Below are 13,504 nucleotides of genomic sequence, written 5' to 3'. Positions count from 1 at the left end.
CAGCGGTGGCGCAAAAGCCGGGGCGAAACCTGCGCTTGCCGATCGGGCAGGGCCGCGAAGCTGCAAGCCGCGCCTCGAGCTGCAGCACCAGGTCGAGACGGCCCGGCGCTGGGCGGCAGCGGTGGCGCAAAAGCCGGGGCGGGGTGGTTCACCGAAGTTGAAGCAGGCGCTGAAAAACGCTGTTACCTTTGTAACCTGTAACCATACTTTGTAACTATAAGTTATTAAAAGGTAATATATCCTATGGCAGGTAACAAAAGAGGTAACACGCGCTCGCCGCGCTGTTACCATTTGCCGAAGTAGACGGGCGGGAAAATATGACCTATTCCGCGTTCTGCGTGGCGAAATCTCGTGAAAATCACGATCCCCTACGCGCGGAAAATAGGCCCGAAAACATGGGGTTACAGATAAATAGCGGTGCAGAGAAAAAAACCTCTGCCTGAGAGGGGCGCGGGTCTAGCGGCTCGAGGGCTCGGGACTTTGGACCTACCCCCCCCCCTTGACGCGCCCGAGGCCGATGCGCGCCAAGGTGGTCAGAACGAGGTCCAGAAACGATGCCAAACACCGCCGATTGTGCAATTGAGCACACTTTAACGGCGCGGCGCATTGTTAAGGCTTAGTTAATCGGTAAGCCATTGAAAAAGCATGCGCTTTGCCGCCCCGTATACGCCTTAACACCCGGAAGGACCCACAACGTTGCTAAGCGTCAAGAAGCTTAACCGCGCGCCGCGTTGATACTGTTAAGCCGCCGCCCGATCGCAGCCGCAGAGCCGGGATGCCTCATTCTTTCAAGGCACCGTTAGGTCAAAGGCGAAGCGCTGCGCCCAGTGCAACCCGCGCGACAGGTTCCCTGCCCATGCCGGGGCGCGGGGGCAAACCGCATCAGGCGGCGCCCTGAGCTGCAGGACCAGGGCGAGGTGGCCCAGCGCTGGGTAGTGGTGGCAAGGGGCCAGCACCGCTGCAGGCAGCGCCTCGAGCTGAAGGACTGAGGCGAGGGGGCCAGCGCCGGGCGGAATGGAAAGAGCCCGGCAGCATTGCCGGGCTCTAACGCCGCATGTTTCAACTTGCTCCGCTCTGCCTCAGCGCGCCGTGAGTTCCTCGAGATTCTTCACCTTGTCGTTGATTGCGTCGATCACGCCCATAAGGGCAGACCCAAAGCTTTTTAGGTCAGGTGCGGTAATGCCAAAGCCCGCCAAATCTTCCTCGAAAGACAGAAGCGCGTCGACTCGGTTTCTAAGTAGGCAGGTGCAGTTATAGACCGCGTCCAGGTGATCCTCGATCACTTCGGGCGATGTGGCTACAACTGATCCGTGCATACGGAGCGGGTTTGTGTAGGCGTTCATTTGTTTGTCCTTCCAGGTCATCGTGGGCGGTAGTCAGGCCGCAGCGCGGCGCAGTTCGTCATTCAGCTCGCGCAGCGTGTTCCAATCATTACCGCGCAAAGTATCTTTGCACTCGAAAGAGTAGATTTCGCGGCGGATGGTCTCGGCAGCGCGCGCGGGGCGTGCGAAGCGAGCGGCGACTTCCGATGCCACGCGGGCGGCCACTTTCACATTGTCCCATACGACGCGCAGTGCCCGCGAGAGCACCGACCGCAGGGGCTCGCCATTCCCTTTGAAGCGGCGAACGATTACCCATGCTTCCGTCATGATCTTGGCGCGGTCGATGGCCATAGCAGTTGCCCTTTCTCTTTCGATAGATTATCTATAGCATAGGACAGATCACCTATCAATAGGTTTTCTATCTGTTTGCGTAGATTATCTATGAAAGTGTCTGCAATGAATGGTGAGCAAATACGCGCTGGGCGTGCCCTTCTGGGATGGTCTGCCGCCGATCTGGCCGCAAGCGCGGGAATCAGTTATCCGACCATGCAGCGGATCGACGCAACGCGCGGGCCAGTTACCGGGCGCTACGAAACGATTGAGGCAATCCGCCTGGCCCTTGAAGCCCAAGGCATTCAGTTCCTTGAAGGCGGGCATGTTTCGGCCGGGCCGGGCGTGGCATTTGCTGCGAAGGGCAACACGCCATAGAACCCAACCCGCGCGCCTGGCAAAGTGGCGCATGCTGCAACCTCGCAATGGCGTCCTGCTTTATGGCAGCTTGACCCCATAGGCGGCAAACGCCCGCGCCTCTGCCTCTTCCCGAGTTAGCCCGCCGTCAAACTCCATGATTGCCGCGCGCTCTTCGGCTAGATCGCGTGCAAGTTCCGGGTCATTGCGCCAATCATCGGCACCACGCGGCAGCGGGCCAGCCGCGCTGGGCGGAGCCTCGGGGATCTTTCCCAGGCGCGAAAACACCCGGCCCAGCGCCGCCCAGTCTGGCCCCTGCTTAGCCATCGGCGCTAGCCTCTTCGCCCAAGAGCGCCGCAAGGTTCAATTGGTAGAGACGCAGCGCCGTCTTTTCGCTTGGCACCTTGAAAGGTTTGGTGAGAGCCGAAACCGTGGCCCCCTTCTGACTTATCTCATGGCGAACGATCACGCCCAAATCCGCCAGCCCGGCAAGAACGGACTTGAGATCGAGGCCCGCAAGCAGCTCGCGCATGCCAGAAGCGTGAAGGTAAAACACCGGGGCGGCATCGGGCATTTCTTCGTCGCCGCGCTGCACGTAGCCCAGCGCCTTCGTTATGACGGCCCGGCGCGAGTCTGGCTTCCATGAAACAAACCGGCTGTGCCCGTCAACCTCAACAGCCTGCCTGATCCGCGCCCGCGCGTCTGCCACTTCGCCCGCACCACTGCCGCCGCGTTCGCCCAGATAGTCACCGAAGCAACGCAACACTGCCTCTGCCGCCATGCCTTCTGGCCAGCCAGTGATGCCTATAGACGAAGCCAACTCACCTGCCGCAGCGACAAGCGCAAACCGATCGGCCACGCGCCGCACTTGCCCGTCAGCGCTGGGCGGCAGAGCCGCTGCGACGAAGCCCCGGCGAAGCTCGGCAATGCCGTCTCGAGTTGCGGCAGGGTCCGCTACGATCTGGCGAAGGAAGGCACGGGCAGGCGTTCCAAAGCTTCGCCCGACTGCCGCTTTGAGCGACTGGGCGAAGGCCGCTGCATTCTCCGCGCCGTGAATGTCCTCGAACAAGCCCAAGCCCGCGCCAGCATCGCCCCGAAGGTCGATAACCCGCACTTCCATGCCAGCGGCTATTCGGCCGCCGCTTTCCCTGATCTTGTCAGCAAGCCCCATTTCGCCGCTCGAAAGGAATAACAACCGCCACTCATGGCTCTTCCGCGCCTGCCCCTCGCGCCCAGCGCGCGCCTTTCCAACGCCATTGCCTAGCATGTAGGCGGCAGCTCCTGCCGCCTTCGATTCCACTTGGCTAAGTTCATCCAGGCACAGGCAGGCGTCATCGTGCATCGCCGCCAATGCCTCTAGCGCGTTGTCAGTTGTGCGCCAGCTCTGCACGTAGCCGCGAACACCACCGCCGCCCCATACAGAGCCCGCCACAGCCAGCGCCGTTGATTTGCCAGAGGAAGATCCGCCCCGGAAGTGGAAGCCGCCGCCATCCTCGCCTGTGAGCGCCAGAAGGGGCGCCGCGAAGGCTGCAGACACAGCCAGCACCAGGCGGGAATTGCCCATCGCCAGCGCTGCAACACTGTCGCGCCAGTCAGCTAGCGTTCCGGCAACGTTCAAGGCGTGCTCGAGCTTTTCGACACTCTGCAGGATCACCATTTCGGCGCTGGCCTCAGCACTTATGGTTTCATCGGGGAACACATAGGCCGCACCGTGCCAGCCGATACTTGATACACAGCGGGCGCGGGCGTCAGGCTCTGCCGAAATCAGATATTCAAAGAGCCAGTCGCGCCATTTGCGCCCAGCGCTGGGCACGGGCTCGAAACCCAGCCGCAAAAGCTCAGCCCGGATGCCTTCACCCGATCCGGCAAGCAAGGCAGCGGGCATCGGCCACAGGTGGCGCACCCCGTCGCAGTCAACCACCTCAAGCAACCTGCCGTGATCCTCGCCCTCTGACGTTCTGGTGCGGGCGAGAATGTTGACTTCGGACCCAAACGCCACCCAGCGTTTGCGGGTCGCGCCGTCTTGGCCTTCGGCTTCCACCTCTCGCCAGACTTGCCCACCTTCAACCTTGAACGGAAAGGGCCTGGCACGTTTGCGCTGGGCCTTCCCGGTCTGCCCAGCGCCGCCTTTCTTCGCTTCTGCCGCCTGTTTCGCCTCTGCCACCTGTGCGGCAATTTCGGTTTCGCCGCTCATGCGTCACCCCGCAGAACATCGTTGAAATCGGCGCCCGCCGCTCGAGGGGCGATGATCGAAACCGCCCGGCCTTCGGCCTCAAGTCTGGCCGCAGTTGCCTCAGCGGCAGCAAGCCCGGCATCGTCGTGATCGGCGGCGATTATCACCACCTCTGCCTAAGGCAGCGGGGGCAGGATCACCGCCTTAAGGCCAGAGGTCGAAAGCGTTGCCCATACGGTCAACCGCGACGCGCGTGAAACTGAAAGGCTCGTTTCAACCCCTTCGGCCAAGGCAATCACCCGCCCGTCAGGACCGAAGCGCACGGCACCGCCCGCCGCTGGCCCCAGCATCATCTTTGCCGGGCTCACGTCCGCTTTGCCTGACCCGTCAGGCCGAAGAAACGTGCGGTGCACGCCCAGCGCCTCGCCCTTTGGCCCTCTGATCTGCACCAACATGGCGGGCAGGTGTAGACCGCTAGGTGTGTGTAGCGCACCGGGGTGAAAGCGCAGCGTGTTGCGCATCTTGGCAAAGCGCAGGCCATGTATGCCGCGCGCCTCGAGGTAGCTCTGAGCTGGGGTGCCCTCGCAGCTCACGCCCGCTGCGAATAGGGCATGGGCTGATTGCAGGCGCTGGGCTTCCCTTTGGCGTTCCTCGGCCCGCCGCCGCTCTGCCTCTGCCGGATCGGGCGCGGCTTGGCGCTGGCCGCGGCCCTCGATAAGTCCGAGGCGCTGCAACTCAGGCAGCACCGCACAACCGCTCTTGTGGCAATGCACCAGCAAACGCCCGGCGCTATCGGCAATGGACAAGGCGCGCTGATCGCGCCGCCCCTCGGGCTGGCATATCGGGCAGGGGGCAAGGCCAGAGTTGCCGTGCCAGTCACCACCCAGCGCCCGCGTGATGGTTTCGCCCTCAGTCATGGCGGCGCTCCGCCTTGGAAGTCGCGACGGCTTGCTCTGGGTCCACCGAATCTGGGTCACGCCTCGATTGCTTTGCAGACCGATCGAGCGCCGCCAGAATATTGACGGTATTCCTTAGGACCAAGCCAACTTCGGCAATCAGGTTGTCTAACTTTTCCTCATTGCCCAGCGCCAGCTCGTAAGCATCATGCGCCACACCATCAGCCACCTCGACGTGATACCTCACGGACTTGCCTTCCCATCCCTCTGCCGTCATTGCCGCACCTCTTCCGAGGTGGAGTTGACGCGCCGGGCTGCAATCCAGTCGCGCAGATCGGCCACGCGATAGCGAACCGATCGGCCGATTTTCACCATCGGCGGGCCATCGCCGCGAACGGCCGAAACCTCGAGGAAACGCTGGGTCAGGCCGAAGTGGGTTTGCACCTCGGCGCGGGTCATAAGGCGTTCGTCTGTTAGTGTTTGTTGCATCATGCAAGCTCCGTTTGTGCTTCTGCACTTACGGGCATGCCGCAGCTTTCGCCCCGCGTCATTTCCCTTTAACTGGGCTACTTTCGGGGAAGTTTTGTTAAGCTAGTCGAACACGCTCAAAGGCTCGAGCTGCTCGGGTTCCCAATAAGGCTCTTTCTCATTGATCTCATCGAGAAGTTTGCGAATGCGCTTTTCCGCTCCACCCTCAGAATACTGGCGGATTAGCCCCTTATCCCTCTGCCAAGCAGGCAGACGCCACTCACTTTCTTTCGGGGTTATGACCCTGAAGCAGAGAAGGGATTGCCTTATCGCCTCAGCTTCAGAGAGCTTCTCGCCGTTCAAGTAAGCATCGCGGAGCAAACACCAAGCACGTGTTGTCGCGTCTTGGGCAGCATCCGAATACCCTGATCCTTTAGGGCGCTGGGCAGGTCGCGGAGCTTCGCAGGCAGGCGCTACATAATTCACGAAATGGTAGTGCTCAGGGCGATTCGGCCAGTGATAGGAAAGAGGCCAAGCTTGGTTCCGAAGCTGCTCAGTCGGGGCAGTGTGCCAAGCATACCAGCGCTCAAAGAGGCTTCTGCATTCCTCCAAATCCACACCTTGGTTGAGCGCTATGGGGCACTCTTGGTCTATGGGTGGGGAAAACTGGGCCACGATCGGGATAACATGCCAAGTCACATTGGGGCGAGGGTGAAGATCTTCCGCAAAGTATTGGAAATCTCCGAATCGCGCGTCCCTCGCCGCTTCAATGGCACTTTCTGAGGCCCCCAACACGTCAAGCTGGCTCGCCAGATTCCGTGCGGCAGAGGCCGCATTTACACTGGATGCGCTTGGCTTCAAATCCGGCGCGCGCTCAAAGAGGTCAGCTATCCGCGCCGCAACATGATCTGAATACGGGCCAGCACCGATGGCGAGCCTAGTATAGGCATGATAGAGCGCGCTGCCCCAAGCAATGATGCCCCGAATATCGTCCAAGGGCAGCCGATCGGCCCATTTCTTCGCACTCATTCCGCGCCCCTCGCAAGGCACTCGCACAGGAAAGACGCGCGGCAGCGGGGTGCGAGTTCGCCCGCGTTCGGGGATCAACCTAGCCGCGCGGCACAAGGATAGACCTTGGCACCGCGAAAAAGCAAGGCGCAACACTATATGTTGTGTTCGGAGGTTGCGCGAATGGGGCCGATTTGAGGCGTTCTCTGCAAGGCTTGACCCCGAGGCAGACTTGCACCAGCTTGCGCTGGGCTTCACTCGAATGCATTACCACCGTAAAAAGGTAACAAGCCCGCGTTTTCTGTTACCTGCACACAATCAGATTGTTACCTTAATAAGCGAGCTTTGTCAGTTAGTTGCGCCATTCGGTAACAAGGTAACAGAGGTAACAGCGTTTCAGGGTATAGAGAGAAAGAGCAAACGCGAGAGACCGACAGAGGCACCACAATATGTGGTAGCTGCCCAGCGCCCGGCGGCTTAGCCTTTGCGGTGCAGCGGCACAATTTCCGCGCCGCCTTCCGGTCCTTTCAGGTGCCCGGCCAGAACCCCGCCCACCTGGTCAGCAGCGGCTTTCAATGGATCGGTGGCAAGGTGCGCATAGCGCGCGGTTGTCTTTACATCGCGGTGCCCCAGTAGCGCGCCGATCACCGGAAGGGATGCGCCGCCAGCCACCATGACAGAGGCAAAGGAATGGCGCAGATCATGAGGCCGCACGTCCGGCAGGCCCGCCGCCGTGCGGATCACACCCCAAGGGCTTTTCAGGTTCACTAGCGGCACCTCTGGGTCGCTGTAATCACCGCCCTGGATCACGTAGCCCTTGCCGCTCTCGGGCATATCGAGCCCGCGCAACACCTCGAGCGCAGCCGGGGGCAGCATCAACGGCTTTCGGCCAGTCTTGCTGTCGGGCAGGTTTGCGCGGCCCGCCTGCCAATCTATCCATTCCCAGCGCAGCCCAAGGATTTCGCCGCGCCGCGCGCCCGTGAAGATCAAGAGGCGGATTGCAGCCACGGCTGACTTGCTCACCCGCACGGCCTTGGGCTTGCCGCCCTCTTCAATCACTAGCTCGCCCCGCTCTGCTTTCGCCAGGACTTCGCCCAGCGCGGCAAATTCAGCAGGCGACAAGAACCGCTCACGTGAAGTTTCCCGGTATTTCTCCACCTCGACGCAAGGGTTCGAGTGGCGGTCCCGGTAGCCCCACGTTTCAGCCAGGGCAAATGCCTTGGAAAGCGCGGAACGCGCCCGGTTTGCCGTGGTCGGCGTCTTGGCAAGGCGCGAATGAAAGCGGGCCAAATCCGCTGCGGTCACATCAGACACTTTCAACTTTGCCAGCGCATCTTTGCAGATCACCCGATTCACAAGGTCAATGACAAATGCGGCGGTGCTTGCCTTGTTCCTCACCTTCACATGACTTTCTAGGTATTGCGCCATGAGCTCGGCCACAGTGGGGGCCTTGCGCTTATCGATCTTGTCGCCCGCCGGATCGCCGCCCGCCGCCACTTCTGCGGCCCAGCGCTGGGCGGTTTCGCGCGCTTGATCTGGCGTCACGGCACCGTGGGTTCCGATAACGCCCCAGCGCACTCGGCCTGCCCGACCGCCGCCAACACGATACTTCAAGACATAGGTTCGGCTGCCAGTAGGCCCAACGCGAACGCCAAAGCCCGGCACTTCGGTATCCCAAGCAACGTAGCGGGTGCCCGTAACCTTGAGAGCATCGACCGTGCGCTTGGTGAGCTTCACGCCCTCTGACATATCAACTTCCCCTCGGGCTACCACCGGGCTACCACCGAAACGGAAACTTGGCGCAACCCCATGCAAGGAAGATAGGAGCCTATCAGCAATGAAACAAGGGGAAATGTGGCTTGCTGCTATCCGATGCAATTGCAGGAAATACAGCAACCCCAAGACTACGAATCTGAGGGCCGGGCGTTCGAATCGCTCCGGGTGCGCCATTTACGAACAAAACTGGGCACTCCTGCGGGAGAGGCCCCGCCGCCCATTACCAGCCTTTCCAAAATCGTTCTTCGTCCGTGGATACGGATTTCTGTGTCATCGACGTCGACATTGTCGATCATGGCGCGGAGATAGGAGCGGCGGAACGGGATAGGGCCGTTCTGGATATTATCGCGCATGATGGTCGTGAAGGCGGCGATCTTGTCTTGCGTGATCCGGGCCTCGGGACGCAGTTCTATCAGTGCGCGGTCGAGGGCGACCTGGGCGATGTCGCGCTCGGTCTTGATCGCGGCTATGCGGTCTTTGAGGGTGTCATCGGTGGGGTCGGCGATGCCGTTTTCGATGGCGTCGTAGAGGCGCTTAAGGCGCGCCTCTGTGTCGCTGAGGTTCTTTCTAAGGTTGGTGATGCGGTCGGTATAATCGGCGCTGCGGCTGGTCTGGCGTTCAATCAAGCCAGTCAGGAGCTTTTCGACGCGGTGGGGCCTAAGGAGTTGGTTTGCAATGCGCTCGGTGACGATCGTGTCGAGCTTATCCATTGGGACTGAGCGGCCCTTACAGGCGCTCTTGCCCTTCTGGGCGCATGTGGCACACGCGTAGTAGCGATAGCGACCGGACTTGCCGGTTCTCAGCGTCATGCCGCCATGGCAACTGGCACAGGTCGCAAGGCCGGTCAGCAGAATGGGACCGGTTACAGTGCGCGGTGGGGTAGCTTTGGGGTTTCGGGCCTTGAGTGCAGCCTGCAGATTGTCGAAGGTCTTGGCGTCAATGATCGGCTCCACCGCGACCATGATCTGCTCGGCAGCCGGCTTGTCCTCCTTGGTCTTCCAGATTTTGCGGTTGAAGCGGTATTCGCCCTTATAGACGGTGCTGGTAATTAGCTTATGCAAAGGGCCAATGCCCCATTGCGCGCCTTGGCGCGTGCGGTAGCCATGATCGTTGAGCCAGGTCGCGACGGCTTTGACACCCATGGGGCCGGTCGTGCCGTCGCCGGTGGTGAAGAGTTTGAAAATCAGCCTAATAGTCTCTGCTTCGACGGGGTCGACGACCAGACGCTTTTTGGTCTTCGAGCCGCGTTGCTCGGCGGCGACAACCTTGTAGCCATAAGGGGCTCTCGCGCCGTTCCAGAAGCCCTGGCGGGCATTTTCCTGCATCGCTCGCAACGTATGCTTGGCGTTTTCCTTGGACTGATATTCATCAAAAAGCGCAAAGACCTGCCGCACCATGACGCTCATCGGGTCATCCCCTAAATCCTGGGTGATGCTGACCAGACGCACATTGTGCTTTCGCAAGCGCCGGACATGGTACTCCAGCGCGAAGTGGTCGCGTGCGAAGCGACTGAAGGAGTGGACGAGAACCACATCGAATGGCGCGCCGTCGGTCGTGGCCATATCGAGCATGCGCTGAAGCTCAGGTCGGCGATCATCCGTGCCGCTAGCACCGGGCTCGACATACTCCGCAGCGACCGTCCAACCCCGCGCCTCGCAGTAGGCAATGGCCTGCCGCCGTTGATCGGGAATAGAGAGATCATGCTCGGCCTGCCGCCCCGTCGAGACACGCAAGTACAACGCCACCCGAGTCTGCGCATCGGGAAGATTGTTGTTGAGCGTGTCCAGGGTCATGGCGGGTTATCCGATCATGAAGTTTGCCAGTTATCGTTGGCCGATCTTTGCGGCTCTTTCGAGTCGGTTTTTGAGGCGTACTTTAGCATGGCGGAAAGTTCGCTCATGAGGAACGACTCAAGGACATCCAGTTCGGCATCTGTGACCGGAAAGTCATCGCCGAAATCATCGAGGACGAATTGCTCGCATGCCTCGTCAGGAGTTTGACCGGCTGGCGGTAACAGAGTCCTGCGATCGCTGGACGATTGTCCGCGCATCGATCAAATCCTCAATATATTGGAGAGAAGGAACCGGCGGCAGGTGGTGCCGCCAGTTATTGCTCAGTCATCATTCGCCGGGCGCAGATGATGATGCGGATGCTTGGCGTAACCGCGCTCGCGGCAGACGGCTTCCATCGTGTTGCAGTAGGTCGCGTAGGCGAACTCGTACGACTGCTCCCGCGTGCCGGGGAAAGTCCCGCCTCCCATCATCACGATCCCTACAGCCTGGAACATCGCGTAGATGTCAGTTTCGCTGATGGGCTTGGTGCTGTTGGCGCTCAAATACTCCATCGCCCAAATGACAAACTCCTCTGGCATTCGGACGGGCACAAAAACATCCAGTTCAAGCGGGGGATGGTCCGGTCTATCTTTCATTGCGATCTCCATCATTTGGTGATGGGATCAATATGAAGGCGATGCCGCGCGCTAAGCCGCGTGGAAACCACGAGGTTTGCTTTAGCGGGTTCATGCTGGAGCCTTCGCGTATGGAGCGGAGGTGACAATGTCAGAGACTGACGAGTTCGGGCGACATGAAGTACTGCACATGGCCGCGTTCCTGGCGCGGATAGTTGCCAGCGAACTCGCCGAACATCCGCAGGTCAAAGCCAACCCGGAATGGCTCGCCCTTGCCGATGAAGCCGGGCGATCCCTTGAGACCCTTTATCAGGCCGTCGGTGCCGTTCATCTGGATCAGGACGGGTCCTGACCCGTCTCACACATTTAAGCTTGAGCTCGGCACCGCCGCGCCGGGCCCGGCCTAGAAACGTGGGGCAAGAGCCTGCTGCTTCTGCCGGATCATCCGGCGGATGGCATCCAGGCCTGCAACCGCGTGGCGGTGGGCCTCTGTGCCCGGCTGGGTCTGCGCCAGCGCGCATTGAACGTGATGCTGCATGACGTGCAGGTCAGCCAGAGAGCGACTTTGCAGATCGGCGATGGTGATTAGACGAGACATTGTATTCCTCCTTCGTTCGGAGGCCCCGTCCATCGGGGCCTTGCGGCCCCGGACACACAGCATCATCGGGGGATGGTCCCGGTGGACGGGCTGGAGAAAAGAAGAAGATGAAGGAAAGGCACGGCGTTGCCTAAGGCGGTGGGGATGGTCGTGAATGCTGATTGTTTAGGCATGCGGATCAGTTCATAGCGCTGGAAGCCGCAGACTTCTGCGGTTTTTCCGGGTTTCAAATTTGCGGAATGTGGGCTGAAGACGATATAATGGAACTATATTGAGTACTGTTTTTATTACTGATTTTTATGTGGTGGATATTGGCAATGCAGATCAGATTGCTGGGCGAAGTCAGCTTCGCCGAAATGCGTCAGGCCCTTTTCGAAGCTCTCAATGAAATCGAGGACGAGTTTGCGATCCGCTATTCGCGGGGCGCGGTTCTGTTCATCAACCCCACGGACGGTCTCGACGAAAATGTCGTCGCGCGCCGGCGGGGACGTGTGATTTCCAAGGTGACGAAAAAGGGGCCGTATCGCTCGGCTGCGGACGAATATTGCCCCTGAGCTGATTGATATGGCTGGGAGGGACGGATGAAAATCCCGCATTACATCGGGCTGGAGCAGGCCCGCCAGGTGTTGGCAGAGATGGGCGTTGAGCTGAACGCTCGACAGATGAAGCGGGCGGCAGACAAGGACGCGACAGGGCAGCGCCGACTGCCATTCTTCGTCGACCCGATCGAGGGCACACTGAAGATCGAGAAAGATACGTTAGTCGAAATATACAAGCGACTGCAAAACAAGGCAGAAAATGAGTTCAGAAATAGAGATTGACTTAGCGAATCCGCATTTGCTTAAGTGATTACTTATTAGACTTCTTACAGATTTATGTATTTATGGCAGATATACGCAAGCGCACAGGCAGTAAAGGAACGACGTATCAAGTTCGTTATCCCGACCCCGGCTCGAAAACGGGCTACGCCTACGCGACCTTCGAAACGGCAAAGGAAGCGCGCGCCTTTCGTGAGGATTCCCGCATGAGGACGAGCAGCACGCCCCGGTCGCGTGAAATCGACAGCGTGGCGGATGCGGTTCAGAAATGGCTGGATATCTGTGAGAAGGAAGGGCGCGATGGGCGCGATCCGGTCACTGAGTACACAATGGTGGGCTATCGACACCGGGCGGAGATTATCAAACAATACAGTTGGCCGAAGTCGATCCACGCCCTGACAGCCCCCGATATCATCGCCTTCCGCTCTTGGCTCTTACAGAGCCGCAGCAGGGACCAGGCCCGCAAAGTCCTGTCGTCGTTTCACTCCCTGGTTCTGGAAATGGTAAATCGGGGCGTGCTCGCGCATGACATCGCCTCAGGCGTGGGTATTCGCGGCGGCTCCCGTTATGACGAGCCGGTCACGGTTCCGTCGGAAAAGGAAGTTCGTGATCTGCTAGCGGCGGCGGACGAGCTTGCCAACTCGCGCAATCGACAGACTGCCCGCACCTGGCAGCGTTATCGCCCGATGCTGTACCTTGCTGCAGATACCGGGATGCGCCCACAGGAATATCTCGTGGCGGCGCGGGGGAACCTCAGGGATGGAACGATCGAAGTAGACCGCGCTCTTGACGGCGGCGGTCACAAGATCAGCGTCACGAAGTCAGCCGCAGGCCGGCGCGTGATCGATCTCAGCCCCGAGACCTTCGATATGGTCATGCACTACGCAGACGAACTCGCCGCCACGAACAAACATGATCTGCTGTTCCCCACATCGACAGGGAAATGGCAAAGCGTGAAAAACTGGCGTCAGCGCGGTTTCGCCGCTGCCTGCGAAAAAGCGGGCCTGATGGAAGTGACAGAGAGCGATGACGGTGATGAAATCATCAAGCCAAAGTTCAAGCCGTACGATTTACGTCACTTCTACGCGTCGATGCTGATCGAGCAGCGCGTCAATCTGAAGATGATCCAGTATCTCATGGGGCACCGCGATATTCAGACGACGTTAAGTGTGTATGGACACCTGATTGAGCGTGCAGAAATTCGCGCAGAACGCTCAACGGGGCTAATTGCCAGAATGACCAAAAATCCATGTGGCAAATTTGTGGCAAATCCTCTGTAAGCCGCAGAAACCCTAGGGTTTTAATTGGCTTCCGAAACCAAGGGTCGCAGGTTCGAGTCCTGCCGGGTGCG

At 59.9% G+C, this 13,504-nt stretch carries 19 protein-coding genes; 5 read left to right on the top strand and 14 right to left on the bottom strand.

Features of this window, described 5'->3' with window-relative positions:
* Positions 1-1,079: 1,079 nt before the first annotated feature.
* Together ABY403_RS00295 and ABY403_RS00290 are read right to left on the bottom strand one after the other, a co-directional pair.
* Positions 1,080-1,343, bottom strand: coding sequence for a hypothetical protein (locus ABY403_RS00295; protein WP_372837498.1), 264 nt, complete (start codon positions 1,341-1,343; stop codon positions 1,080-1,082).
* Positions 1,344-1,376: 33 nt separating this feature from the next.
* Positions 1,377-1,673 carry a hypothetical protein gene (locus ABY403_RS00290; RefSeq protein WP_372837497.1) on the bottom strand — a complete coding sequence of 99 codons (297 nt, stop codon included), beginning with the start codon at positions 1,671-1,673 and terminating at the stop codon, positions 1,377-1,379.
* A gap of 105 nt (positions 1,674-1,778) precedes the next feature.
* Here ABY403_RS00290 and ABY403_RS00285 point away from each other — a divergent pair, with 105 nt between their 5' ends.
* Positions 1,779-2,030: a helix-turn-helix domain-containing protein gene (locus ABY403_RS00285; protein ID WP_372837496.1), complete on the top strand. Its 252-nt coding sequence runs from the start codon at positions 1,779-1,781 to the stop codon at positions 2,028-2,030.
* A gap of 60 nt (positions 2,031-2,090) precedes the next feature.
* On the opposite strand, the gene ABY403_RS00280 is transcribed toward ABY403_RS00285, so the two are convergent.
* The 11 genes from ABY403_RS00280 to ABY403_RS00230 form a co-directional block, all read right to left on the bottom strand.
* Complete coding sequence (locus tag ABY403_RS00280; protein ID WP_372837495.1) at positions 2,091-2,336, bottom strand: hypothetical protein; 246 nt, start codon at positions 2,334-2,336, stop codon at positions 2,091-2,093.
* Entirely contained in the window at positions 2,329-4,203 is a 1,875-nt protein-coding gene (locus ABY403_RS00275) for a DUF927 domain-containing protein (RefSeq protein ID WP_372837494.1), read from the bottom strand. The genes ABY403_RS00280 and ABY403_RS00275 overlap by 8 nt, the downstream gene beginning before the upstream one ends.
* Positions 4,200-4,349, bottom strand: a complete 150-nt coding sequence (locus tag ABY403_RS00270) for a toprim domain-containing protein (protein ID WP_372837493.1) — start codon at positions 4,347-4,349, stop codon at positions 4,200-4,202. The genes ABY403_RS00275 and ABY403_RS00270 overlap by 4 nt, the downstream gene beginning before the upstream one ends.
* A gap of 9 nt (positions 4,350-4,358) precedes the next feature.
* Positions 4,359-5,099: a hypothetical protein gene (locus ABY403_RS00265; RefSeq protein ID WP_372837492.1), complete on the bottom strand. Its 741-nt coding sequence runs from the start codon at positions 5,097-5,099 to the stop codon at positions 4,359-4,361.
* Complete coding sequence (locus tag ABY403_RS00260) at positions 5,092-5,355, bottom strand: hypothetical protein (protein WP_372837491.1); 264 nt, start codon at positions 5,353-5,355, stop codon at positions 5,092-5,094. Before ABY403_RS00260 ends, ABY403_RS00265 begins: the two co-directional genes overlap by 8 nt.
* Positions 5,352-5,570: a helix-turn-helix transcriptional regulator gene (locus ABY403_RS00255; protein ID WP_372837490.1), complete on the bottom strand. Its 219-nt coding sequence runs from the start codon at positions 5,568-5,570 to the stop codon at positions 5,352-5,354. Before ABY403_RS00255 ends, ABY403_RS00260 begins: the two co-directional genes overlap by 4 nt.
* A 99-nt stretch (positions 5,571-5,669) precedes the next feature.
* On the bottom strand, positions 5,670-6,575 hold the full coding sequence (locus ABY403_RS00250) for a hypothetical protein (protein WP_372837489.1): 906 nt from the start codon (positions 6,573-6,575) through the stop codon (positions 5,670-5,672).
* Positions 6,576-7,031: 456 nt separating this feature from the next.
* The gene (locus ABY403_RS00245) at positions 7,032-8,303 is read right to left on the bottom strand and encodes a tyrosine-type recombinase/integrase (RefSeq protein WP_372837488.1); all 1,272 of its coding nucleotides are present in this window, start codon (positions 8,301-8,303) and stop codon (positions 7,032-7,034) included.
* A 155-nt stretch (positions 8,304-8,458) separates the two neighbouring features.
* The gene (locus ABY403_RS00240; protein ID WP_372837487.1) at positions 8,459-10,123 is read right to left on the bottom strand and encodes a recombinase family protein; all 1,665 of its coding nucleotides are present in this window, start codon (positions 10,121-10,123) and stop codon (positions 8,459-8,461) included.
* Positions 10,124-10,137: 14 nt separating this feature from the next.
* Positions 10,138-10,380, bottom strand: coding sequence for a hypothetical protein (locus ABY403_RS00235; protein WP_372837486.1), 243 nt, complete (start codon positions 10,378-10,380; stop codon positions 10,138-10,140).
* 63 nt (positions 10,381-10,443) lie between these two features.
* A complete protein-coding gene (locus tag ABY403_RS00230; RefSeq protein ID WP_372837485.1) occupies positions 10,444-10,758 on the bottom strand; it encodes a hypothetical protein in 315 nt (104 codons plus the stop codon).
* A gap of 127 nt (positions 10,759-10,885) precedes the next feature.
* On the opposite strand from ABY403_RS00230, the gene ABY403_RS00225 reads away from it, so the two are divergent.
* Positions 10,886-11,089: a hypothetical protein gene (locus tag ABY403_RS00225; RefSeq protein ID WP_372837484.1), complete on the top strand. Its 204-nt coding sequence runs from the start codon at positions 10,886-10,888 to the stop codon at positions 11,087-11,089.
* Positions 11,090-11,140: 51 nt separating this feature from the next.
* Here ABY403_RS00225 and ABY403_RS00220 read toward each other — a convergent pair whose 3' ends face one another.
* Positions 11,141-11,335, bottom strand: a complete 195-nt coding sequence (locus ABY403_RS00220; RefSeq protein ID WP_372837483.1) for a hypothetical protein — start codon at positions 11,333-11,335, stop codon at positions 11,141-11,143.
* Positions 11,336-11,652: 317 nt separating this feature from the next.
* Here ABY403_RS00220 and ABY403_RS00215 point away from each other — a divergent pair, with 317 nt between their 5' ends.
* The 3 genes from ABY403_RS00215 to ABY403_RS00205 all read left to right on the top strand — a co-directional run bounded on the left by ABY403_RS00215 (position 11,653) and on the right by ABY403_RS00205 (position 13,433).
* Positions 11,653-11,889: a hypothetical protein gene (locus tag ABY403_RS00215; RefSeq protein WP_056240664.1), complete on the top strand. Its 237-nt coding sequence runs from the start codon at positions 11,653-11,655 to the stop codon at positions 11,887-11,889.
* A 27-nt stretch (positions 11,890-11,916) separates the two neighbouring features.
* Positions 11,917-12,156, top strand: coding sequence for a hypothetical protein (locus ABY403_RS00210; RefSeq protein ID WP_372837482.1), 240 nt, complete (start codon positions 11,917-11,919; stop codon positions 12,154-12,156).
* Positions 12,157-12,218: 62 nt separating this feature from the next.
* Positions 12,219-13,433 carry a tyrosine-type recombinase/integrase gene (locus ABY403_RS00205; RefSeq protein WP_372837481.1) on the top strand — a complete coding sequence of 405 codons (1,215 nt, stop codon included), beginning with the start codon at positions 12,219-12,221 and terminating at the stop codon, positions 13,431-13,433.
* The last annotated feature ends 71 nt before the right edge of the window (positions 13,434-13,504 follow it).

It is taken from the genome of Phaeovulum sp., from assembly GCF_041596715.1.
Lineage (GTDB): Bacteria > Pseudomonadota > Alphaproteobacteria > Rhodobacterales > Rhodobacteraceae > UBA6213.
The sequence above is the reverse complement of the archived record's forward strand: the minus strand, read 5'-3'. Positions and strand labels throughout refer to the sequence as shown.